The organism is Rhizobium arsenicireducens (genome assembly GCF_964021225.1).
This window is the reverse complement of sequence record NZ_CAXHYK020000001.1, coordinates 2,167,674-2,189,563: the sequence shown is the minus strand read 5'-3', so window position 1 is coordinate 2,189,563 and position 21,890 is coordinate 2,167,674. Positions and strand designations below refer to the sequence as shown.

Here is a 21,890-nt window from a genome sequence, read left to right as displayed (position 1 = left end):
TTAGCGCTTGCGTTGACGCAGAACCTTTCGGCCGTGGTCGTCTGCAGCCGAGGCAAAGGCGGCAGCGGCGCGCGCGGTGGCCGGACCGGCGGACATATCGGCCGCCTCGGCCGGGTTCGCGCTCCTTAGGCGGCCATAGGTATAGCCGTCGGCGCGGCGCCAGGTCTCGATCCGCTCCTCGCATTCGATCGGTTCGAGCGCGTTCCACAATTGCTCGGCGCGGGTGGCGCCGGTCGCCGGCTTGGCGAGATGCGGATAGAGCCTTTCCAGCACGTACATGGCTTCGGCCGGCTCCATGCCGACGCCGATAAGCGTGGTGGCCAGCTGCCGGCCGGAGAGGTCGAGCAGGATACGCTCGGCAAGCCAGCGGCTGGACGACAGGATGTCGGCGAGCGTCGTGGCAAAGGCGCCGCCCTCGCGGTTGCGGGCAAAGCGCACGAGAAGCGCCGACTGGATCGGGGTGATGGTGCGAAGGCCGAGACGGTCGGCGGTCGGGCGGGTGATATGGGCGGCGAGCCGGCGGATCTGGTCGCGCAGCTGCTCCTCGCGCTCGGCGGCGCTCAGGTCCGGGGCATCTGCGGTCTGTGCCGGTTCCGATGACAGCGCAGCAGCGGGTGCGCTGGCCTTTGCCGTCTTTGCCGTCCTGGCGGTCTTGCCGGACGTGGCAGGCTGGTGAGAAACAGGCCCGGCCGGGGGCTGCATGGCAGAAGTAGGGGCAGGTGCAGCAGCGGCGACCGGCCCTGCGGCCGCGGGGGCGCCAGCGGTCGCCTCGGCCTTGGCCGGCTCGCTGTGGCGCAAGCCGACCAGCGCGTCGATCACGGTCGGCGAGAGATGCTCGCGCCGGACGATGGCGCGGGCGTGCGCCGAGCCTTGGGTACGGGCGATCATGATCAGCAGGTCGTCGGTCAGGCAGGGCGAGGAGACGAGGAAGGGGGCGGCGATCGAGATCGGCTGCGAGGCGATGAAGAAGGCCACCGCGCTTGGCACATTCGGGCATTGCGACAGCGCCGCGACCGCCTGGCGGCGGGCCTCCTCGGTCGAGGCGTGGAACAGCGGCGTGAAGAGTTCGGCGAATTGCCTCAGCTCGTTCTTCGATGGATAGTGCAAGGCCTCGAAACTCGTGACCGTCGCCATCAGCACAACGTCCCTTTTCCTCACGCTTACCGGCTTTTCCAGCTCTCGAAACTGATCGATCACGACAAGACCCACACCTACGCAATACTCGTTTGGCACACATTAGAGCCAATTTGTTAGCAACCTGTTAACTAAGCTCAGGCTCAATTGGCAGCTGGCGAGGAAGTGTGGAAATGATTCGTTTCACCTCGCATGTACCGTATGCGTGCCCCGGGAGGGCCGGCGAAAACCACCCTCTTTGATCGCGCAGGAGAAAGGCGCAGAATGGCTTCGGCCAGCGCCGGCCGCAGTGTGTCATGTGGTCCGGCAGCCGGGGATTGCGCTGGCCCTTCAAGGAAGGGTAGGGTGAGATCGGTCAATCTTCATCCGTCTCGATTTCTTTTCAAAGGAGACGAGCATGGCGGAAATTATCAGAATCAAGGATCGGCTTTCGCTGGGCGCGCGTGCCGTGCGCAGCGATGGCGGCAAGGCCGAGGTGCTGCTGTTCACCGGCATACGCTACGAGCGGCGCGAAACACAGGCCAAGGCGGATGCCCGCCTGCCGGCTTTGCCGCGTCCGAAGGGCGGCAAGGGACAGGACAGCCTCGGCCGCCGTTGAACGGGCATTACGACCTTCGCAGGGCCTCGCAGCCCGGACTTCGGCCGCGCGGCCTCAGTCCTCGGCCAGTGGCGCGCAGAGCGCTTCGTCGAGGAAGGCGCGGGCCTCAGGGCCAAAGCTTTGCGCCGGCACCAGGGTGCGCAGCACGATATAGCCGGTCGTGCCCTGATATTCGACGATGATCGACTGGGTCAGCGCCGCCCCTGGCGCCTTGCGGATCTGCGCCACCTGGGCAGGCGTTGCCACCAGGGCATCGAGATCGCCGACGACCGAGGTGCGGTCGTTCATCGAGAACACTTCATTGGAATTGGCATCAAACACCGCCATCGACCAGAAACTCGGGCCCGATGGTGCGAGAAGCCTCAGCGGCGCGCGCGCAATGTCGAAATGGCAGACCGCCACCTTCAGGTAGGGATCGACGTTGGTGAGGGCATCCGCATCGGCCCGCTCATTCGACCAGTCGGGCAGGATATGGAACCGATGCGATTGCCCGGTCGCCTTGACCCGGGTGTAGGCGTCCTTGCCGGTAAACTGCGGCAGGGCGAGAATGATGACGATGTGGAGGATGGCGGCCCCGATCAGGCCGATCAGGACGGCATAGGTCAGCCTGTTCATTGGCCGCACCCCAGGCTTTCCACCTTCGGCATTTCCAGCCCGACCAGCCCCGAGCTGCCGGCCGCCGGCGTGTCGAGCAGGGTGAGCACCAGCGAAAACGCGCCGGTATCGGGCAGCGCCAGCCAGTTCATCGGCTTGGCGGTCGGCGAAACGGTGATCTCGAACGAACCGTCGCGGTTGCGCAGGATGGCTTGCGAATGATGCGCCGACGGCTGGCCCTCGCGCGCCACAAGCGGCCGGCCGCTGCGGTTGGCGGCATAGAGCGTCCAGAGCCGTGCGGCGGGCGTGCGCCCGACAATCCTGTAGCTGCAGGTCCCGGTCAGCTGGTTGCCGTCCTCGTCGCTCGAGGCGGTAAACACCAGCCCCTCCGCCGCCCCGAGCAGCAGCCGCCCGGCCTTGGCGCGGTGCGATTTGGCATAAGGATCGGCCTCGACCTTCTGCGCATCGGGAAAGGCGCGCCACACGCCGAGCCGAATGGCGCCGAAGCCGGCCGACGCATTAAGCGCCGAAAGTGTCGTCAAGATCCCGCCGCCAAAGGCGATGACGAGCGAAACGGCGATGAGAAGCGGAACCCGAAACACGTGATGCCTTGAACCATGAAGAGACGGTCAAACGGGTAGCATTGATTCCGGGGAAGGTGAAGGGTGAGGCGCGGTCCGCGAAGCGGAGCGATCGATCCAGCGGACAGGTCGCAGCGCCGAACGCCCGAAGCGCAAGCGTAGGGCCGGGGGTGGCGGGGCCATCCGCTGACGGGGCCCGGAGGGGGACGTTGATTTCGTGACACTTGGACGGCGGCATTGCGCCTTCACGCACGCCCTGCCGCGTAGCGGGTTCGTGCATGGATGGCGATAACTGCCTTTGGCTTGGATCACCGGTTTTCCTGGAAGGAGGTGTATCGGGACCGCTCTATGCGGTCTGCGCGCGCTTGCCGGACATCACGCGCAGGCGGCTGTCCGAACATTCGACCATACTCGCGCGTGAAGTGCGGGACGCTCTCGTAACCAACGCTGTAGGCCGCATCGCTGATCGCCTCTCCTTGCGCCAGCATCCGACGTCGGGCCTCGATGAGCCGAAGCTGTTTCTGAAACTGCAGCGGCGTCACCGAGGTGATGCCGCGGAAGTGAACGTGGAAGGCCGACAGGCTCATGCCCGCCGCCGCCGCCAGCGCCTCAACCCGCACCGGCTCGGCATAATGATCGCGCAGTAAGGCAACAGCACGGGCGATGCGCTGCGCATGGCTGTCGGTCACACCCAGCGCGCGGATGGCGCCGCCGTGCCGGCCGGAGAGCAACCAATAGTGCAGCTCGCGGCGCAACTGCTCGCCGAGTACCGCCAGCGCGGCGGGCCGGTCGAAGAGCCGGACAAGGCGGAGCGCCGCATCGGCAATTTCCGTTTCGGTCCGATCGACGCGAACCGGCTGATCCGCTTCGAACGGGACCTGGCCGATCTGATCGACCAGGTCGCTGATGACGGCGGGGTCGAGTTCGAGCACCATCGAATAATAAGGCAAGACCTTGCTGGCAGTCGTGACCTGGCTGACGGTTGGGACATCGGTGGTGATCAGCAGCGATTCGCCAGCGCCGAAATCGAAGCTGCGGTTTCCCATCGTCACACGCTTGCTTCCCTGTAAGACGAGCGCCATCAATGGCTTAGAAATGGCAAATTGCAGCATCGTCGGCGCGGTTTCGCGCAGGATCACCATGCCCGCCACCGGTGTCGCGGCAACGCCGGTCGGGTCGACATGGGCATCGGCGTAGCGCCGGGCATGGTCCAAGAGGGGATCGGTCATTGCGGTTTGATACGGCATCCAGACCCTTCCGACAATATGGCAGGATAATCAGGCAAGTATTCGGGAGGATTGCGCAACCACGCGCGGCCGGTCCGTTGCATAAGGATGTCCTAGCAACGGAGGCATGTATGACCAGCATTTCACTCGTAACCGGCGCAAGCCGCGGCCTGGGCCGCAACACCGCCATCAGCATTGCTCGCCACGGCGGGGATGTGATTTTGACCTATCGCAGCAGCAAGGACGAGGCCGACGCCGTCGTCGCCGACATCCAAGCACTGGGCCGCAAGGCTGTGGCGCTACAGCTCGACACGGGTAAGGTCTCGACCTTTCCGGCATTCGTCGAGGCGCTGAGAACCGCGCTGACGACCACATGGCAGGGCGACACGTTCGACCATCTCGTCAACAATGCCGGGCACGGCGAAATGGCCGACTTCGCCACCACCACCGAGGAACAGTTTGACATGCTGTTCGACGTCCACGTCAAGGGCGTGTTCTTCCTGACGCAGGCGCTGTTGCCAATGCTGGCAGATGGCGGCCGTATCATCAACTTCTCGTCGGGGCTGACCCGCGTGTCATTCCCCGGCTTCTCGGCGTATTCGGCCGCCAAGGGTGCTGTCGAGATTCTCACAGTCTACATGGCCAAGGAGTTGGGCAGCCGCGGGATCACCGCGAACACCGTTGCGCCGGGCGCGATCGAAACCGACTTCCTGGGCGGCGCGGTGCGTGACATGCCGGATTATAACACGGCATTCGCCAGCATGACCGCACTCGGCCGCGTCGGCGTGCCCGATGATATCGGCCCGATGGTGGCGAGCCTGCTCGGCCCCGACAACCGCTGGGTCAACGGCCAGCGCGTCGAAGTGTCGGGCGGGCAGACCATCTGACTCTTGACACCGGGTGCTGCGCGAACGGCACCCGGCCTCCTCTGCCTCGAAAGAGTGCTTCGAGCCCCAAGCTTGTCGTCCACTTGCCAGCGGTACCTTGGATGTAGCCGAATGCCGTCTTCTCGGGCGACGAACTTGGGGCCTCCCCGTCGGGAGGCAGGTCGCGGCCGGTGTATCGCGTGCTGATCGACTGAGCGGAGTGGCTTGCCGAATGGCAACTTTCCGAGCTCAGGTTGCCAAAGGCCGACGGTCCGCCACCGGCCCCAAATCGGTCGGTGCCGATGTTGCAGGAGGCGTCCTGCACGAAGCATCCCCCATCACCCCACCGCGACAATCTCCAGCTCCTGCTCGCCCATGGCGACCACGTCGCCGACCCCCTTGCCGAGCAAAAGCCTTGCCACCGGGGAGACATAGGAGATGGTGCCGGCCTTGGGGTCGGCCTCGTCCTCGCCGACGATGCGGTAGGTCTGCACCCTTCCGTCGTCGCGCGAAAAGGTGACGGTGCTGCCGAAAGCGACCTGGGTCGTGGTCTGCGGCGCGGGCATGAGCTGGGCCGTGTGGACCCGTTCGGCATAATAGCGCAGGTCGCGCAAGGGGGTGGCTGCCTGGCGCCGGCGCTCGTTCACGTCCTCGATGGTCGCCGTCGCCTCATAGGCCTTGCGTGCGTCATCGAGCTGGCGTTCGAGCGCCTTCAGCCCTTCCTCGGTCACGAGGTTGGGATGCGGCGACACCGGGCGATCCGGCAGGTGGGTCTCCGATGCCGCTTCCGCACTTTCTTCCTTGACGAAGGCAACGCTCAAATCCGCAACTCCTGCTGAACGGTCATGGACGCCCGCAAGCTTGAGGCTCGCGCAACGCATCGCATCAGAATAGCCGAACCGGTCGCGTTAGGCCATGACCGGCGCGTGGACTTGAGGGGCGGAAGGGGAGGAGCGACCGGGCGCCAAAGCCGGCGGCTGCGCAGGGCCGGCATGCCCGCCCTCGAAAACGTGATTTAGGGCCTCCTCAAAAACGCGCTATCCTTTCGAGGCCCAAGTCAACAGGAGGAATGAGCCATGAAGTCTCTCGCCCTGATCGCCGCAGCCCTGTCGCTGTCGGCCGGTGCCGCCTTTGCCGATTGCAGCTATCACAAGACCACGGCCGCGCTCGATGTCGACCGGTCGATCACGACGGCAAGCGTCGCGGTCGATGAGGACGCGGCCGAGAAGGTCGTCCTGCTCAAGCAGTCGCGTCTGCCGGCGGAAGAACAGACCGCCACGGAATAGCATCGGCTGACGGCCTTGCCGTAGCTTATGCCGCGTTCGATTTTCCGTCCAGCGGCGGCGCCAGCCGCCAGCCGTTGCGGCCCGACGCCTTGACGGTATAGAGCGCCTCGTCGGCCGCCTTGAGCAGGTGGGCAAGCCTGCTGTCGTCGGCGATCGATCCGCAGGCAATGCCGATGCTGATGGTCACGCGGCGATTGCGGTCGCCGGTGTGCTCGTGGGCTATGCCAAGCGCGCTGACGGCGCGACGCAGCCGTTCGGCCATCATTTCGGCGCGGGCCGGCTCGACCTGCGGCAAGACGACAAGAAATTCCTCGCCGCCGAAGCGCGCCAGATGGACCGTGTCGGGCAGCTCCTTCCGCATCGCCTGGGCGACCCGTATCAGGCAGTCGTCGCCGGCACTGTGGCCGTAGCTGTCGTTGAATGCCTTGAAATGGTCGATGTCGGCGATCAGCAGGGCGCTCTCGGCGAGTTTGCCGGGTGCCAGCAACCGGCGCAGCCGCGCGATCTCGCTCTCGGTGCCCCGCCTGTTGGACAGCTGGGTCAGCGGATCGGTCGAGGATAAACGCTCAAGCTCGCCATTCTGATGCGACAGCTCCCGCTTCAGTGCCTCGTTTTCATCCAGTTGCAGGAAGGCGCAGCGGCGCTCGGCCTCCAGCTGGTGGGCGGCGAGCAGCGTCAGGAGCACCGTGGGCGCGTAGATCGCCATATGGTGTAAGAGATAGGTGGTCGATACGCCGTCGATCAGGCCGATCAGGCCGTAGTTGATCGCCGCCGTGCCGAGGCTTGCCCAGACGGCAAGATCGAAGCTCGGCCGAATGGCGATGGTTCCGACCATCTGGAAGATCACCGCAGCATAAAAATAGTGCAGCACCGCCGGATTGTCGCTGGAGGCCAGGACGATGCACCACACGAGATTCGCCACCATGCCGACGCTGAGCGTGGCGATCTCCTTGGCGCGGACCGACCGCGCCATGTCCGACTGATACCAGCCGACCGCCAGCGCCAGCGGCAGCACGAGGCCGAAGCGCAGCGAAAGCGACAGCCAGGTGACGTCGGCAAGGATCAGGGCGTCGACCAGCGCATAGGACAGATAGAAGGCGGCGATCGTCACGGTCATGCGCGACAGCGCCCGGCTCCGCTCGGCCGACCGAGCGCGCTCGAAGGCAGCCGCTTGCTCGCCCGTCAGGCGGGGAAGCGCAGCAAGGTGAGACCAGTGGCGGTCCATGCTTCGTCCTGTGGTTATCGAAGGGGCAACGCGGGAGCGGTGCGACGGCAAGCTATCAGGCAAACCGTTAAGCGACCCCTAGAATAGGTGGGGTTTCAGGAAAAACCCACGGAGACCGGCGGACATGGTAAACCGTGCGTAAGTACGTGGCGGGGATCTGTGCCGATCCGCTTCAGTCGATGCTCGCGACCTTGTCCGGGTCGAGCGCCAGCGGCTCTGCCTCGCGCAGGCGCCGGGCGATGTCGCGGATCATCCGGGTCGCCTCGGCTGACAGCGAGCGGGGCCGGAGCATGGGCGCAAGCGCATCCGTTCCGGCGGCGGGCTTGGCAGCCCTCGCTGCCGCGATCGCCTGCTGTGCCGCGGGTTCCGGTGTTCCGACGCCGGGAATGGGGCGAAGGTCGATGCCCTGGTGGGCATAGTCCATCAGGGCCTTGAAGGTCATCGCCGGCAGCGAGCCGCCGGTCATGTTGTTGGTCGAGGTATAGTCGTCATTGCCGAACCAGACGGCGGCCGTGTAATTGCCGGTATAGCCGCAGAACCAGGCATCGCGATAGGCCTGGGTCGTGCCGGTCTTGCCGCCGGTCAGGACGCCGTCGACGGCCGCGCGCCGTCCCGTGCCCACGTATGGAACGCGGGTCAGCATCTGGTTCATGTAATCGGCCGCGGTCTCGGACAGCACGCGCGTTGCAGGCGGCGCATCGCGCTCGAAGTCGTAGAGCACCTCTCCGGCGTAGTTCATGATCTGCGCGATGCCGTGGCGGCGCGACTGGTAGCCGCCGGTGGGGAAGACGGCATAGGCGGTCGCCTGGTCGAGCACGGTCATTTCCGAGGTGCCGATTGGAATGGTCACATCCTTGCGGATCGGCGTCTCGACCCCGAATTTCTTCGTCTCGGCCATGATCTGCTCGATGGCGTTCGGGCCGAGTTTTTCCTTGGCGAGCCTGACCGGAATGGTGTTGATCGATTTCGCCAGCGCCGTCTTGATGTCGACCCGGCCGGCATAGGAATTGCCGTAATTTCCGGGGCTCCAGTTGCCCCAGGAAATCGGCGCGTCGACGATCGGCGAATCCGGGGTGAGGCCCTTCTCCATCGCCAGCGAATAGGTGAAGATCTTGAACGAGGATCCCGGCTGGCGCAGCGCCCGCGCCGCCCGGTTGAACTGGCTCTCGCCGTAGTCGCGTCCGCCGACCATGGCGCGCACGGCGCCGCCGTTTTCGATCATCACCAATGCGGCCTGCTTGACGTGATAGGCCTCGCCATATTCGCGCAGCCGCGCCGCCACCGCCTCTTCCGCCGCCTTCTGCAGCCCGGTGTCGATCGTCGTGCGCACCACCAGCGTATGGTCTTTGTACCTGGCGGCAATCCTCTGCACCTCCTCGAAGGCCCAGTCGAGGAAGTAGTCCGGCGCTTCCGCCTCGTCGCGGTCCATGACGGTTGCCGGATTGCGCCGGGCGGCGATCACCTGGCCCTCGGTCATCATCCCGCCCTGCACCATGTTGGACAGCACGACATTGGCACGTGCGCGCGCCGCCGGCAGGTTGACGTGCGGCGCGTATTTGGCCGGCGCCTTGAACAGGCCGGCGAGCATGGCCGATTCGGCGAGATTGACCTCGGTCAGCGGCTTGCCGAAATAGAATTGCGAGGCCGCCGCCGCCCCGAACGTGCCGCCCCCCATATAGGCGCGGTCGAGATAGAGCGAGAGGATTTCCTTCTTCGTCAGATTGGCCTCCAGCCACAGCGCCAGATAGGCTTCCTTGATCTTGCGCTCGATCGACCGCTCGTTGGTGAGGAAGAGGTTCTTGGCCAGCTGCTGGGTGATGGTCGAGCCGCCCTGGACGACCGTGCCGGCCTTGGCGTTTTCCGTCATGGCACGGGCAAGACCGAGGAAATCGATGCCGAAATGCTCGAAGAAACGCCGGTCCTCGGTTGCCAGCACCGCCTTGATCAGGTGATCCGGCAGTTCATCGATCGGCACCGAGTTCTCATGGATGATGCCGCGATGGCCGATCAGATTGCCGTAGCGGTCGAGGAAGGTGACGGCGAAGTCGCCACGGTAGCGCCAGTCCTTCTTGGTTTCTTCCAGCGCCGGCTGGGCAAGCGTCAGGAGCAGCACCGCGCCGGCGGTGCCGAGCGTCATGCCCTCGCCCAGCACTTCGAAGAACAGCTTCTTCCAGCCGCGCACACGGAACCGGCGGAAGAAGATGGTGATCTCCTCCCACGTCTCGCCGAGCTGGAAACCGGCATTCCACAGGGTGGAATCGATCCAGCTGTCGATCCTGAGCAGAATGTGCCGCTTGAGGCGCGGCTTCTTCTCTTCCGGCTTTTGATCCTCGGCCACTGCGGTTCGATCCCTCACGAAGCGGACATGCCGCCCTTGACGCGGCCCCCGGCAGGGCTCAAGAGCAAGCCTTGCGCCGGCAAAGCGGCATTGTCCCGATTTGCTGATAGATTGTCCATTTGCCGGCAAAGGACAAGAAAAAAGCGAGGTTCGGCGGCAAACGCCGCCGCCTGCCCATGGCCCTGCGACCGGCCGGTGATGACGGATGAGTGATTTACCCTACTGGAAGACCAAGACGCTTGCCGAGATGAGCCCGTCCGAATGGGAGGGCCTATGCGACGGCTGCGGCCTGTGCTGTCTCAACAAGCTCGAGGACTGGGAAACCGGCGAGGTGGTCTTCACCTCGGTCGCCTGCCGCCTGCTCGACGGGGACAGCTGCCGCTGCAAGGACTATGAGAACCGCCAGGCGACCGTGCCGGACTGCATCCAGCTCACCGTCGAGGGCGTCGACGAGATCCCGTGGCTGCCGCCGACCTGCGCCTATCGGCTCGTCCATGAGGGCCGCGATCTCTACTGGTGGCACTATCTGGTCTCCGGCGACCGCGAAACCGTACACGAGGCCGGCATCTCGGCCCGCGGCCGCACGGTGAGCGAGGACGACGTGCCGGTCGAGGATTTCGAGGACTATGTGGTCGACTGGCCGCTGACGGTGGGGGAGACGGCGGAGTAGAGGGGGCGATGGCTTCCGATCTCCCGGAGCATCAGGCAACGCCGCACAGGCCGGGGGCCGTCAGAACTCTTCCCAGCCCGGACCGGCGCCACCACCGTTGCCGCCGCTGGCGCCACTCGGGCCGTTGGCGGAAAACAGTTCCTCCAGGTTGAGGAAGCAGATCATCTGGTCCTGATGGGTCAGGATACCGTCGACGAATTGCGTCGCCTGTCCGGCATTGGACGGCACCGGCTGCAGGCTCTCGGCGGGCACGGTCAGGATGTCGGACACCCCCTCGACCAAAAGGCCCATGGTCATGCCATTGACGTCGGTGACGATGATGGCGCTGCGCTCGGAGGCTTCCGTGCCGCCCATGCCGAGCTTGACGGCGAGATCGATGATCGGGATCACCATGCCGCGCAGGTTGATGACACCGAGCACCTCGTAGGGCGCATGCGGCATCGGCGTCACCGGCACCCAGCCGCGGATCTCGCGGATCGATCGCGTCCTGACGCAGAAGGACTGTTCGTTCAGCCGGAACGCGATAATTTCGAGCGAACCATTGATGCTGGCATTGATATTCACGCAGGCGTCCTTGCGACAGAGGGAATTAGAGTCTCCTTGTTTAGCGGCCAAAGCTGGCGCAAGGCTGACGGGGCCTGGCTGTCGCGTCTGCGAAGCCCCCTCTGGCCTGCCGGCCATCTCGCAAGGGCGGAGATCGAAATGCCGCCGGCCGCTCGCCTTGCCTCAGCGTGTCGCCATCCCCCTGACGAACCCGTCAGCGCCTGCCGAACAGCCCGGCGAGCCAATGGTCGAGCGAGGCGCGGCCGGGGCCGCGGGCGAGGATGAGGATGAGGCAGGCGGCCCAGGTGCCGTGGGTCGGCCAGGCGCCGGGATAGACGAAGATCTGGATGACCAGCGTCATTCCCAGAAGGGCCGCCGCCGAAAGCCGGCTGGCAAGACCGACCACCAGCAGCACGGGGAAGAAATGCTCGGCGAAGGTCGCCAGATGCGCGGCGATTGAGGGGGAGATCAGCGGCAGGCGGAATTCGTTCTCGAACAGGTAGAGCGCGCTGTCGCTGACCCGCCAGCCGTCGAGCTTGGTCTGGCCGGACTGCCAGAACACGCCGGCGATGGAGAGGCGGGCAACCAGCGCGATCAGGTCGTGCGGAATGCGGTTGGCAAGGCCGATCAGATCGGAGATCCGGCGGACCACCGGGGACTGCGCGCCGGACGGTGTCATGGCCGACGCCGGAGCGGATGTTTGGGCCGATGATCGCGCCGCCGTCATGGCCGGCGTGACGGCGGATTTTGGGGCGAGGTCCTGGGGCATCATGCTTCCTCCCGGAAAGCGAGTTGGACGAAAGCGCCGGTGGTAATCAGCCCGGCGAGATTGGCGGCAAGGTCGAAGGCGGGCGCTTGGGCGATGGCGCCATCCGTCGCCTCGGCAAGCGTCAGCCCGGTGAAAAGGGCGGAGAAGAAGGCGGCGCCGCCGGGCGGCAGGCGGTGCACCTCCACCGTCATGTGCGGCCGGACGACCAGCGCATCCTCGCCGATCCAGTCGCTAATCAGCGCAAGCGGCAACTCGCCGGCATTCATCGCCCAGATGGTGACGACGGGATGGGGCGAGCGGTGGATGGAAAGCGACGGATGAGCCTCCAGCCGCAGGTCGGCCAGCCGTTCCGGCGGAACGGCGGCGAGATCGGCGGCGGCGAGCGGTTCGGCATCGGCGGCATGATAGGCGCGGCTGCGGGCCGCCTCGAGGCGGATGACGTCGGGCAGATAGGCAAGCCCGGCGGCCGGCTCGAAACCTTGGACGAAATCGGCGAAGTCGTCGCCGTAGGCGAGAAGCAGCGGCGAGCGCGGCGGATGGGCGGCGACGAATGCCTGCGCCATGGCCGCGAAGAAGTCTTGCCCGACGATCGCCTCCGTCGCGGGAAAGCGCGCGGCAAGCGCGCCGGTCAGGCCGACGCGGGCATTGTTGCGGTAGACGCCGAAGCGGAGTCTGGGCTGCTTCCCGGTCCAGGCCGTCAGCCCCTCCGGCACGGGGCGGTCAGGATCGGCGAGCGCGGCGGCGAAACCGGACTGAAAGGTGTTGGTCATGGCGGCCTCACGCGGCCCGGCGGCGGGCGCGGGCGTCGAGCAGGGCGTTGGCCGCCTGCGCCTCGGCCAGCAGCTCCGGCCAGTCCGGCACGTCATTGTCCCATTCGATCAGGCTGGCGACCGGCCCGGTGCGCTCCAGCACCTCTTCGTAGAGTGCCCAGACAGGGTCCTTGACCGGCGTGTCATGGCTGTCGATCAAGAGGCGCGCGCCGGCATCGTCGATGGTTTCCGAATGGCCGCTCAGGTGGATTTCCCGCACGGCGGCGAAGGGGAAGCGGGCGAGATAGGCGCGCGGGTCGAGATTGTGATTGGTCGCGGCGACGAAGACATTGTTGACGTCGAGCAGCAGGCCGCAGCCGGTCAGGCGCACCAGTTCGGCGAGGAAATCGGTCTCTTCGATCGTGCTCTCGGTGAAGGTCAGATAGGTCGCCGGATTTTCCAGGAGCATCTGCCGTTTGAGCACATGCTGCACCGTGTCGATGTGCTCGGCGACGCGGGCAAGGGTTGCCTCGGTATAGGGCAGCGGCAAGAGGTCGTTCAGAAACACCTCGCCATGGCTGGACCAGGCGAGATGTTCGGAAAAGCTCTCCGGCTCGTAGCGGTCGCACAGGCTTTTCAGCCGGGCGAGATGGTCGCGGTCGAGCGGTTGCATGGCGCCGATCGACAGGCCGACGCCGTGGATGGAGAGCGCATAGTCCTGCCTGAGGCGCGACAGCTTCGCATGCGGCGGGCCGCCGGCACCCATGTAGTTTTCCGCATGCACCTCGAAAAAGCCGAGCGGCTGCGGGGCCTGATCGATGGCTGGGAAATGCTCGGGCTTGAAGCCGACGCCGGCGCGGGGCGGGAGGCTGGCGGGTTTCATGGGTCTTCTCCGATTGCAGACGGGGAGGGAGGGGTGGCGGCGCGAAGCTCCGCGCCGCCGCCTTTGGAGGCTCGCTCAGGCCGGTGCCGGGCCGGGCTCCAGCGTGCCGTGCGCGCCGTCCGGCGTCATCATGGTCATGCAGCTGCCGGCCGGCACGAGTTTCCAGGCATTCTTCTGGTAGTCGATCTTCGAGGTGCCGGCGCAGGTCGTGCCGGGGCCGGCGGCGCAGTCGTTCTGGCCCTTGAGTGCCACGCCGTAGCATTTCTCCTTGGTGGCATCCTGGGCGACAGCCACGCCCGGCAGGGCGGCGGCAAGCGTGAGGGCCGTGGCGAGCGAGGCGGCGAGCGCATGGGTGGTTCTGGTCATGTCTTGTCCTTTGATGATAATGGAGACGGTTCGCGACCAGGATCAGGCCGGGGTGAGCGAGCCGTGGCTGCCGTCCGGTGCCATCATCGTCGCGCAGGTGCCGGCGGGCACGAGCTTGAAGGACTGCTTGTCATAGTCCATGGTCGCCTTGCCGGCACAGTCATGCGCGCCGGCGGCGCAGTCGTTCTGGCCCTTCATGGCCACGCCGTAGCACTTCTCCTTGGCGGCATCCTGGGCAGCAGTGGGCACGGCGACGGAGGCAAGGGCGGTTGCAAGCGAGCCGGCGAGCGCCAGAGTGACAAAACTGTTTTTCATGGTGGGTTCTCCCTTGGAGTGGCAGGCCGGAATTGGCCTGGACATCGGGAGCTACGGGTCGGGGCGGGGAAATGTTACGCCGCCTCTCGCCGGTTTTTTCGCCTCCCGGTCCGGGCGACGGTCGAAGGTCGAATAAAATACCGAACCATTTCCGTGGTTTGGCTTGAACTGCAGGCGTGGCGCACGGTGCCGGTAACAAAAACGTGTGTGGCGACGTAGAGGGTGATGTGAGGCAGGCGAAGCGCGAAAGCGAGTGGGCGGACTGGATGCGCGGTGCGCTGGATGGCGACGCGCAGGCCTATGAGCGTTTTCTGTCCGCCGTCACGCCGCATCTGCGCACCATGGCGCGGCGCCGCCTGGAACAGTTCGGCGCACCCGCCGGCGAGGCCGAGGACATCGTGCAGGAAGTGCTGATCGCCGTGCACCTGAAGCGCGGCACCTGGGACCCGGCCCGGCCGATCGGCCCGTGGCTTTCGACCATCGTGCGCCACAAGCTGATCGACAGCCTGAGGCGCCGGGGCCGCCATGTCAGCGTGCCGATCGAGGACGTGATGGAAACGTTGGCGGCCGCCGAGCGCACCGATGCGACCGACCGGATGGACGTCGAGACGCTGCTGGCGCGGCTGAAGGACCCGCAGCGCGACATCGTCCGCTCCATCTCGCTCAACGGGGCGGGTGTCGGCGAGACGGCGGCGCGATTGAAGATGAGCGAAGGTGCGGTGCGGGTGGCGCTGCACCGGGCGTTGAAATCCCTGGCCGCCCTGTATCGGAGCGAGACGTGAAGACCGACGAGTTGATCAGGCTGTTATCGCAGGATGCGCCGGTACGCATGTGCCTCGGGCGGATGTTGACGCTGGCGCTGGCGGCCGGCCTTGCCGTCTCCGCAGTGCTGCTGCTGGCCACCGTCGGCCTGCGCGACGATCTCGCCAGCGCCATCGCGACCGTGCGCGTCGCCTTCAAGATCGGCATGACGCTCGTGCTGGCCATCGTGGCCTTCGGCCTCGTTTCGCGCATCGGCCGGCCGGGTGTTCCGCTCAGGCCCTGGGCAGTGGCGCTTCTCCTGCCGCTTGCGCTCATGGTCGTGGCGGTCGGGGTCGAGCTTCTGGTCGTGCCGCAGGACGCTTGGGCGGCAAGGCTCATGGGCCGCAACGCCGCCTTCTGCCTGTTCTTCATTCCGCTGCTGTCACTAGCACCGCTTGCCGCATTCCTCGCGGCGCTGCGCAATGGCGCGCCGGAGAATCCGGGCTTGGCGGGCGCCGCCGCCGGTCTTGCCGCGGGCGCGATCGGGGCGGCGCTCTATGCCTGGCATTGCCCGGACGACAGCCCGCTTTTCGGCGCCGCCTGGTATACGCTGGCGATCATGCTGGTCATCGCCACCGGCTATGGTATCGGCCGCCGCCTCCTGCGCTGGTAAGGGTGTACGGCGATCCGGAAGATTGACAGATCAAAGTAAGAAGTATACTACGTAATTAGTCGATCCGCCGGGAGGGTAGATCGCGCGCGCGTGACACGACACCCGCGGAGATCGCAAAGGCTGGCCCGCCGGGCCTTGAGGGAGGAGAGACATCATGCAGTTTCATCAAGACGGTTTCCGCACCGGCGATCCGGCGATCGCCGAGCCGCTGGCGAACGCTGGCAACGCCGCATCCGCTGGCGAGGTCGACGTGCTGATCGTCGGCACCGGGCCGGCCGGGCTGACGCTCGCCGCCCAGCTCTGCGCTTTCCCAGGCATCAGCGTGCGCATCGTCGAACAGCGCGCCGGCCCCATCACCCTTGGCCAGGCCGACGGCATTGCCTGCCGGACAATGGAAATGTTCAACGCCTTCGGCTTTGCCGACCGGGTGTTGCGGGAAGCCTATTTCGTCAACGAGACGACCTTCTGGAAGCCGGACGACCAGGGCCTGAAGACCATCGTCCGCCACGGCCGGATCCAGGACACCGAGGACGGGCTCTCCGAATTCCCGCACGTCATCCTCAACCAGGCCCGCGTGCACGATTTCTATCTCGACGTGATGCGCAACGCGCCGCACCGACTGGAGCCGGACTATGCACGCCGCCTTGTGGATCTGGCAGTCGATCCTTCGGCCGCCGCCAGCCATCCGGTGACGGTTCGGCTCGAACGGCTCGATGCGGGCCATGAGGGCGAGGTCGAGACGGTCAAGGCGCGCTATGTGGTCGGCTGCGACGGCGCCAGAAGCGCCGTGCGCAAGGCAATCGGCCGCGAGTTGAAGGGCGATTCCGCCAACCAGGCCTGGGGCGTCATGGACGTGCTCGCCGTCACCGATTTCCCCGACATCAGGCTGAAAGCCGCGATCCATTCGGCCAATGAGGGCAATATCCTCATCATCCCGCGCGAGGGCGGCTATCTGGTGCGGCTCTATATCGAGCTCGACAAGCTGAAGGCCGACGAGCGCGTCTCCAACCGCGCCATCACCGCCGACCAGTTGGTGGCGGCGGCGCAGCGCATCCTTCATCCCTATACGCTGGACGTGAAGGAGATCGCCTGGTGGTCAGTCTACGAGATCGGCCAGCGGCTGACCGACCGCTTCGACGACGTGGCCGAGGCGGAGGTGGGCATCCGACAGCCGCGCGTCTTCATCGCCGGCGACGCCTGCCATACCCACAGCCCCAAGGCCGGGCAGGGCATGAACGTGTCAATGCAGGATACCTTCAATCTCGGCTGGAAACTGGCGGCGGTGCTTCAGGGCCGTAGCGGCCCCGAACTGCTTGATACCTATACGAGCGAGCGCCAGGCGATCGCCAGGGAACTGATCGACTTCGACCGCGAATTCGCCAAGATGTTCTCCGCCCCGCCCAAGGGCACGGAAGGGGCCGGCGCCGACGCCGTCGACCCGGCCGAATTCCAGCGCTATTTCATCAAGCAGGGCCGGTTCACCGCCGGCACCGCGACGCGTTACCAGCCGTCGACGATCCAGGGCGAGCCGACCCACCAGTCCCTGGCCGAAGGCTTCGGGATCGGCATGCGCTTCCATTCCGCCCCGGTCATTCGCCTCGCCGATGCAAGGCCCGTCCATCTCGGCCATGTCGGGCTGGCCGACGGCCGCTTCCGGCTCTACGCCTTCGCCGAAAGGAAGGACCCGGCCACCTCCGGCTCGGCGATCCGCGCGCTCTGCGATTTCCTTCAGACCTCCGACCGCTCGCCGATCTGCCGCTACACGCCTGCCGGCGCCGACATCGACCAGGTCATCGACCTGCGCGCCATCTTCCAGCAGGACCATCGCGATCTGTCGCTCGACGCCATGCCGGCGCTCCTGAAGCCGGCCAAGGGACGCTACGGCCTCACCGACTACGAAAAGATGTTCTGCCCCGACCTGAAGACCGGCCCCGACATCTTCGACCTGCGCGGCATCGACCGCGACAAGGGCTGCGTGGTCGTGGTCCGGCCGGACCAGTATGTGGCGCATGTTTTACCGCTCGACGGATTTGAAGAGCTTGCCGGCTATTTCGATGGGTTCATGGCGAAGCAGGGGTGAGGCGGGTCAGGCAAAGGGGGGGCCTGTCAAGGTTCCTCGGGGATATCGAGGAGCAGTCGGTCGATATCCCGGGCGGCGTTGAGCACGTGCAGGATTTCGATCATGTCGGTCCTGATCCGGTAGAAAATGCAGTAACGGCCATACACGGTTCGGCGAATGGCCTTATCGCGGTGTTCGCGGAGCAATGGTGCGGCCTCCGGATGGTCGCGGATCAACCGACAGCGTTGTTCCAGCTCGTCGACGAAGGTGATGGCCCGTGTCGGGTTGTCCCGAGCGATGTAGTCGCCGATTTCTATGAGGTCTGCATAGGCCGCCTGGGTGATGACGACCTTCATCGTCAGTCCTTTTTGGCTTGCAGGACCTGGTAACGCTGGCGCAAGGCGGTGAAGGCGCTGTCAGCGTCATGAACGCGACCAGCTTCGGCATCGGCGATCGCGGCTTCCAGCGCTCGGTCAACGGCCGCCCTTTGCTGCTCGCGCCGTTCGACAAGGCGAACGCCTTCGCTCAGCACCTCCTCGCGCGACGTGTAGCGCCCCGTACGCACAAGCTCCTCGACATAGTTTTCGAGCTTCTTTTCGAGATGAACATTGCCGACCATGGACGGTACCTCCGAGCGAAAATCTAGCATGGACGGCAAGCGCGGGCAAACGGAGCGGGCGGTTGCGGCACTCCGCGTGGCACACGGCGCCCAATGCTGGCCATCCACTCGGCCAGACCGAGCTTGGAGGCAATATCCAACAAAATCACCTCCACACCCCTTGACCCTCCCATGATGGGAAGGTGCATCTAGGGTCAAGTCGCCGGGGCCGGATGGGTCGCGGGCGAGAAGGAAGCGTGGTTTTCCGTGCCTTGGCAGCTCTTGCGACCTATATTCAGGCGCAAGGCCCGGGGCACGGCCAAGAGGTGATGAAATGAACGAACAGGTAAAGATCAATCCGCCGCAAATCCCGGCGCTCCAGCCGATCACCCTGCCGGTCGAGGGCATGACCTGTGCCTCCTGCGTCAAGCGGGTGGAGAAGGCCGCGGCCAAGGTGCCGGGCGTCGAGACGAGCGCGGTCAATTTCGCCACCGAGACGCTGTCGGTGACGCCGGGGCCGGGCTTTTCGGCGCAAGCGCTGGTCAAGGCGGTGAAGGATGCCGGATACGAGGCGAGGGCCGAGACGGTGATCCTCGATATAGAGGAGATGACCTGTGCCTCCTGCGTGTCGCGGGTGGAAAAGGCGCTCAAAAGCGTGCCGGCGGTCGAGACGGCTTCGGTCAATCTCGCGACCGCCAAGGCGGTGGTGACGGTGCTGGGCGGCAAGGCTGCCGTGCCGGCCATGGTCAAGGCGGTCGAGAAGGCCGGCTACAAGGCGAAGCTTCAGGCGGAGACCGGCGAGACGGACGCCCATGAAGAGGCCAAGGAACGCGAGATCGGCCGGCTGACGCGCGATTTCTGGATCGCGCTGGTTCTGACGCTGCCGCTTTTCGTCATGGAAATGGGCAGCCATCTCTATCCGCCGCTGCATCACACGCTGATGGACCTCTTCCCCGGCAATCTGTTGAATTACATCCAGTTCGCTCTGGCGACCGCGGTGCTTGCCGGTCCCGGCCGGCGCTTCTTAGTCAAGGGCGTGCCGGCGCTCTTGCGTGGCGGGCCGGACATGAACTCGCTGGTGGCGATCGGCACCGGGGCGGCCTATCTCTATTCGCTGGTGACGACCTTTGCGCCGGCCGTGCTGCCGGCCGAGGCGCGCTATGTCTATTATGAAGCCGCGACCGTCATCGTCACGCTGATCCTGCTCGGGCGGCTGCTCGAGGCCCGCGCCAAGGGGCGCACCGGGGCGGCGATCAAGAAGCTGGCCGGGCTGCAGGCCAAGACGGCCCGCGTCGAGCGCGACGGTGCCACACTGGACATTGCCGCCTCCGACGTGGTGGTCGGGGATGTGGTGGTGATCCGTCCGGGCGAGCGCATTCCAGTCGACGGAACCGTGATCGACGGGGCCTCGCATGTCGATGAGGCGATGATTTCCGGCGAGCCGCTGCCGGTCGATAAGCGAGAAGGCGCCATCGTCATCGGCGGCACGATCAACGGCAAGGGTTCGTTCCGCTTCAGGGCCGACAAGGTCGGCGCCGACATGATGCTCTCGCAGATCATCCGCATGGTCGGCGAGGCGCAAGGCGCCAAGCTGCCGATCCAGATGATGGTCGACAAGGTGACGGCCTGGTTCGTGCCGGCGGTCATGGCGATCGCCGCCGTGACTTTCCTCGTCTGGCTCTACGTCGGGCCGGAGCCGGCCTATACCTATGGTCTGGTCGCGGCGGTGGCCGTGCTGATCATCGCCTGCCCCTGCGCCATGGGACTTGCGACGCCGACCTCGATCATGGTCGGCACGGGCAGGGCCGCCGAGCTCGGCGTGCTGTTCCGCAAGGGCGAGGCGCTGCAGACGCTGCGCGACGTCGATACTGTGGTGATGGACAAGACCGGCACGATCACCAAGGGCCGGCCGGAACTGACCGATGTCGCGGTGGCCGACGGCTTTGCCGAGGCCGAGGTGCTGGCGCTTGCCGCAGGGCTGGAGGCCCGTTCGGAGCATCCGGTCGGCGAGGCGATCGTCAGGCATGCCGAGGCGCGCGGGCTTTCCATTGCGACGGCGGACGGTGTCGAGGCGGTGGCCGGCTACGGCATCACCGGCAAGGTCTCTGGCCGCACGGTCGCGGCCGGCGCGGACCGCTACATGGTCAAGCTCGGGCTCGACGTTTCGCCTTTTGCCACGGTGGCGGGGCGGCTGGCGGGCGAGGGCAAGACGCCGCTCTACGTGGCGATTGACGGAAAACTCGCCGCCGCGCTCGCCGTCTCCGATCCGCTGAAGGAGACCAGCATCGCGGCGATCAAGGCCTTGAAGGACTTGGGCCTTTCGGTGGTCATGGTGACGGGCGACAACCGCGCGACGGCGGAGGCGATCGGCCGGGCGACCGGCATTGACGAGGTGGTGGCCGAGGTGCTTCCGGACGGCAAGGTCGCGGTGATCAACGACCTGAAAGCCAAGGGCCGCAAGGTGGCCTTCATCGGCGACGGCATCAATGACGCGCCGGCGCTCGCCAGCGCCGATACCGGCATTGCCATCGGCACCGGCACCGACGTTGCGATTGAAAGCGCCGACGTGGTGCTGGTCGGCGGCGATCTCGGTTCGGCACTGCATGCGATCGAGCTCAGTCGCGCGGTGATCCGCAATATCGGCCAGAACCTTTTTTGGGCGTTTGGCTACAACGTCTTGCTGATACCGGTGGCGGCGGGCATCCTTTACCCGAATTTCGGCATACTGCTGTCGCCGATGATCGGGGCGGGCGCCATGGGCCTTTCGAGCGTTTTCGTCGTGACCAATGCGCTGCGGCTGAAGCGGGCGCGGGTGACCGATCTTGCAAGTGGCCAAAGGTAACAAGGATCGAAGGCATGAATATCGGAGAGGCATCGGAGGCCTCGGGCGTTTCAGCGAAGATGATCCGCTATTACGAGGAGATCGGCCTGGTGCGCCCGGCGCACCGCACGGCCAGCAATTACCGCGTCTATGGCGAGGACGAGGTGCACCGGCTGCGTTTCGTCCGGCGCTCCCGTTCGCTCGGCTTCTCGCTCGAGGAGACCGAGCAACTCCTGACGCTCTGGGCCGACAGGGATCGCACGAGCGCCGAGGTGAAGAAACTGGCGCTCGACCATATCGGCGAGCTGGAGGAGAAGATCGCCGGCCTGCAGGCCATGGTGGCGACGCTGAAGGAACTGGCCGACTGCTGCCACGGCGACGAGCGGCCGAATTGTCCGATCCTGGCCGATCTCTCCGGCGGCAAGACGGCGCGGGAGCCGCAGCCCTCGCCGCGCGGCAACGTTACGCGACTGGCGGGCCGGGCTTGAGCGGGCCACGCGTTTTTCTCCTTGACCTTCCCACCATGGAAAGGTGCATGAAGGGGCGATGCGAGGAACTGCCAGGAAAGGACAAGGAATGCGCGTGACACATCTGTTTCAGGTCGAGGACATGACCTGCGGCCATTGCGAGAAGGCAATCACCAAGGCGCTCGATGAAGCGCTGCCGGGCGCGGCGGTGACGATCGACCTCAAGGCCCACGAAGTGGCGGTCGAGGGCGATGTGGTGAAAGCCGAGGAAGCGATACGCGAGGCCGGCTATACGCCGGTCCGGAAAAGCGCCTGACGGCGTGGGGCCCTGGGGGGTAAGGGGCCGGCGGCCGGGGAGCGATCCCCGGCCGCCGTTTTTGTATGGGCA

The 21,890-nt window shown here is 65.9% G+C and carries 25 protein-coding genes; 10 read left to right on the top strand and 15 right to left on the bottom strand.

All coding sequences use genetic code 11. The annotated features are described in order from the left end of the window. Positions 1-1,197 (bottom strand): DUF2336 domain-containing protein, encoded by a 1,197-nt coding sequence (locus ACWPVA_RS10850; protein ID WP_454287696.1) that lies wholly within the window; start codon positions 1,195-1,197, stop codon positions 1-3. Between the two features lie 334 nt (positions 1,198-1,531). On the opposite strand from ACWPVA_RS10850, the gene ACWPVA_RS10845 reads away from it, so the two are divergent. Beyond that, positions 1,532-1,732 (top strand): hypothetical protein, encoded by a 201-nt coding sequence (locus tag ACWPVA_RS10845; RefSeq protein WP_454287695.1) that lies wholly within the window; start codon positions 1,532-1,534, stop codon positions 1,730-1,732. 54 nt (positions 1,733-1,786) lie between these two features. Here ACWPVA_RS10845 and ACWPVA_RS10840 read toward each other — a convergent pair whose 3' ends face one another. The 3 genes from ACWPVA_RS10840 to ACWPVA_RS10830 form a co-directional block, all read right to left on the bottom strand. Beyond that, positions 1,787-2,347: a DUF1254 domain-containing protein gene (locus tag ACWPVA_RS10840; RefSeq protein ID WP_454287694.1), complete on the bottom strand. Its 561-nt coding sequence runs from the start codon at positions 2,345-2,347 to the stop codon at positions 1,787-1,789. After that, on the bottom strand, positions 2,344-2,928 hold the full coding sequence (locus ACWPVA_RS10835; protein WP_454287693.1) for a DUF1214 domain-containing protein: 585 nt from the start codon (positions 2,926-2,928) through the stop codon (positions 2,344-2,346). The genes ACWPVA_RS10840 and ACWPVA_RS10835 overlap by 4 nt, the downstream gene beginning before the upstream one ends. A gap of 287 nt (positions 2,929-3,215) precedes the next feature. Next, positions 3,216-4,154 carry an AraC family transcriptional regulator N-terminal domain-containing protein gene (locus ACWPVA_RS10830; protein WP_454287692.1) on the bottom strand — a complete coding sequence of 313 codons (939 nt, stop codon included), beginning with the start codon at positions 4,152-4,154 and terminating at the stop codon, positions 3,216-3,218. A 110-nt stretch (positions 4,155-4,264) separates the two neighbouring features. Between ACWPVA_RS10830 and ACWPVA_RS10825 the strand changes: the two genes are divergently transcribed. Beyond that, positions 4,265-5,020 (top strand): SDR family oxidoreductase, encoded by a 756-nt coding sequence (locus ACWPVA_RS10825; RefSeq protein WP_454287691.1) that lies wholly within the window; start codon positions 4,265-4,267, stop codon positions 5,018-5,020. Between the two features lie 317 nt (positions 5,021-5,337). Here ACWPVA_RS10825 and greA read toward each other — a convergent pair whose 3' ends face one another. Then, positions 5,338-5,820 carry a transcription elongation factor GreA gene (gene greA, locus ACWPVA_RS10820; RefSeq protein ID WP_454287690.1) on the bottom strand — a complete coding sequence of 161 codons (483 nt, stop codon included), beginning with the start codon at positions 5,818-5,820 and terminating at the stop codon, positions 5,338-5,340. Positions 5,821-6,075: 255 nt separating this feature from the next. On the opposite strand from greA, the gene ACWPVA_RS10815 reads away from it, so the two are divergent. Beyond that, positions 6,076-6,285, top strand: coding sequence for a hypothetical protein (locus ACWPVA_RS10815; protein WP_454287689.1), 210 nt, complete (start codon positions 6,076-6,078; stop codon positions 6,283-6,285). Between the two features lie 25 nt (positions 6,286-6,310). On the opposite strand, the gene ACWPVA_RS10810 is transcribed toward ACWPVA_RS10815, so the two are convergent. Both ACWPVA_RS10810 and ACWPVA_RS10805 read right to left on the bottom strand, forming a co-directional pair. Beyond that, positions 6,311-7,510: a diguanylate cyclase domain-containing protein gene (locus ACWPVA_RS10810; protein WP_454287688.1), complete on the bottom strand. Its 1,200-nt coding sequence runs from the start codon at positions 7,508-7,510 to the stop codon at positions 6,311-6,313. 172 nt (positions 7,511-7,682) lie between these two features. After that, on the bottom strand, positions 7,683-9,848 hold the full coding sequence (locus ACWPVA_RS10805; protein WP_454287687.1) for a transglycosylase domain-containing protein: 2,166 nt from the start codon (positions 9,846-9,848) through the stop codon (positions 7,683-7,685). Positions 9,849-10,053: 205 nt separating this feature from the next. On the opposite strand from ACWPVA_RS10805, the gene ACWPVA_RS10800 reads away from it, so the two are divergent. Further along, positions 10,054-10,518 carry a YcgN family cysteine cluster protein gene (locus ACWPVA_RS10800; RefSeq protein ID WP_454287686.1) on the top strand — a complete coding sequence of 155 codons (465 nt, stop codon included), beginning with the start codon at positions 10,054-10,056 and terminating at the stop codon, positions 10,516-10,518. A 60-nt stretch (positions 10,519-10,578) separates the two neighbouring features. On the opposite strand, the gene ACWPVA_RS10795 is transcribed toward ACWPVA_RS10800, so the two are convergent. From ACWPVA_RS10795 to ACWPVA_RS10770, 6 genes are all read right to left on the bottom strand, one after another. After that, the gene (locus tag ACWPVA_RS10795; RefSeq protein WP_454287685.1) at positions 10,579-11,082 is read right to left on the bottom strand and encodes a chemotaxis protein CheW; all 504 of its coding nucleotides are present in this window, start codon (positions 11,080-11,082) and stop codon (positions 10,579-10,581) included. Between the two features lie 193 nt (positions 11,083-11,275). Continuing rightward, a complete protein-coding gene (locus tag ACWPVA_RS10790; RefSeq protein WP_454289571.1) occupies positions 11,276-11,740 on the bottom strand; it encodes a DoxX family protein in 465 nt (154 codons plus the stop codon). Between the two features lie 89 nt (positions 11,741-11,829). Beyond that, positions 11,830-12,600 carry an HvfC/BufC family peptide modification chaperone gene (locus tag ACWPVA_RS10785; RefSeq protein ID WP_454287684.1) on the bottom strand — a complete coding sequence of 257 codons (771 nt, stop codon included), beginning with the start codon at positions 12,598-12,600 and terminating at the stop codon, positions 11,830-11,832. 7 nt (positions 12,601-12,607) lie between these two features. Then, positions 12,608-13,462, bottom strand: a complete 855-nt coding sequence (gene bufB / locus ACWPVA_RS10780; protein ID WP_454287683.1) for an MNIO family bufferin maturase — start codon at positions 13,460-13,462, stop codon at positions 12,608-12,610. 75 nt (positions 13,463-13,537) lie between these two features. After that, on the bottom strand, positions 13,538-13,828 hold the full coding sequence (locus ACWPVA_RS10775; RefSeq protein WP_454287682.1) for a BufA1 family periplasmic bufferin-type metallophore: 291 nt from the start codon (positions 13,826-13,828) through the stop codon (positions 13,538-13,540). A gap of 42 nt (positions 13,829-13,870) precedes the next feature. After that, complete coding sequence (locus tag ACWPVA_RS10770; protein WP_454287681.1) at positions 13,871-14,143, bottom strand: BufA1 family periplasmic bufferin-type metallophore; 273 nt, start codon at positions 14,141-14,143, stop codon at positions 13,871-13,873. Positions 14,144-14,370: 227 nt separating this feature from the next. Between ACWPVA_RS10770 and ACWPVA_RS10765 the strand changes: the two genes are divergently transcribed. From ACWPVA_RS10765 to ACWPVA_RS10755, 3 genes are all read left to right on the top strand, one after another. Further along, positions 14,371-14,925 carry a sigma-70 family RNA polymerase sigma factor gene (locus ACWPVA_RS10765; RefSeq protein ID WP_454289570.1) on the top strand — a complete coding sequence of 185 codons (555 nt, stop codon included), beginning with the start codon at positions 14,371-14,373 and terminating at the stop codon, positions 14,923-14,925. Continuing rightward, positions 14,922-15,557: an NrsF family protein gene (locus tag ACWPVA_RS10760; RefSeq protein WP_454287680.1), complete on the top strand. Its 636-nt coding sequence runs from the start codon at positions 14,922-14,924 to the stop codon at positions 15,555-15,557. The genes ACWPVA_RS10765 and ACWPVA_RS10760 overlap by 4 nt, the downstream gene beginning before the upstream one ends. A gap of 154 nt (positions 15,558-15,711) precedes the next feature. Next, positions 15,712-17,637 (top strand): FAD-binding monooxygenase, encoded by a 1,926-nt coding sequence (locus tag ACWPVA_RS10755; RefSeq protein WP_454287679.1) that lies wholly within the window; start codon positions 15,712-15,714, stop codon positions 17,635-17,637. A 26-nt stretch (positions 17,638-17,663) separates the two neighbouring features. Here the strand turns inward: ACWPVA_RS10755 and ACWPVA_RS10750 are convergent, their stop codons facing one another. Continuing rightward, positions 17,664-17,972 carry a type II toxin-antitoxin system RelE/ParE family toxin gene (locus tag ACWPVA_RS10750; protein ID WP_454287678.1) on the bottom strand — a complete coding sequence of 103 codons (309 nt, stop codon included), beginning with the start codon at positions 17,970-17,972 and terminating at the stop codon, positions 17,664-17,666. Between the two features lie 2 nt (positions 17,973-17,974). After that, positions 17,975-18,235 (bottom strand): type II toxin-antitoxin system ParD family antitoxin, encoded by a 261-nt coding sequence (locus ACWPVA_RS10745; RefSeq protein WP_454287677.1) that lies wholly within the window; start codon positions 18,233-18,235, stop codon positions 17,975-17,977. A 313-nt stretch (positions 18,236-18,548) separates the two neighbouring features. On the opposite strand from ACWPVA_RS10745, the gene ACWPVA_RS10740 reads away from it, so the two are divergent. The 3 genes from ACWPVA_RS10740 to ACWPVA_RS10730 all read left to right on the top strand — a co-directional run bounded on the left by ACWPVA_RS10740 (position 18,549) and on the right by ACWPVA_RS10730 (position 21,818). Then, on the top strand, positions 18,549-21,056 hold the full coding sequence (locus ACWPVA_RS10740) for a heavy metal translocating P-type ATPase (RefSeq protein WP_454287676.1): 2,508 nt from the start codon (positions 18,549-18,551) through the stop codon (positions 21,054-21,056). A 14-nt stretch (positions 21,057-21,070) separates the two neighbouring features. Further along, positions 21,071-21,523: a Cu(I)-responsive transcriptional regulator gene (gene cueR / locus ACWPVA_RS10735; protein ID WP_454287675.1), complete on the top strand. Its 453-nt coding sequence runs from the start codon at positions 21,071-21,073 to the stop codon at positions 21,521-21,523. 94 nt (positions 21,524-21,617) lie between these two features. Then, positions 21,618-21,818, top strand: a complete 201-nt coding sequence (locus ACWPVA_RS10730) for a heavy-metal-associated domain-containing protein (protein WP_454287674.1) — start codon at positions 21,618-21,620, stop codon at positions 21,816-21,818. The last annotated feature ends 72 nt before the right edge of the window (positions 21,819-21,890 follow it).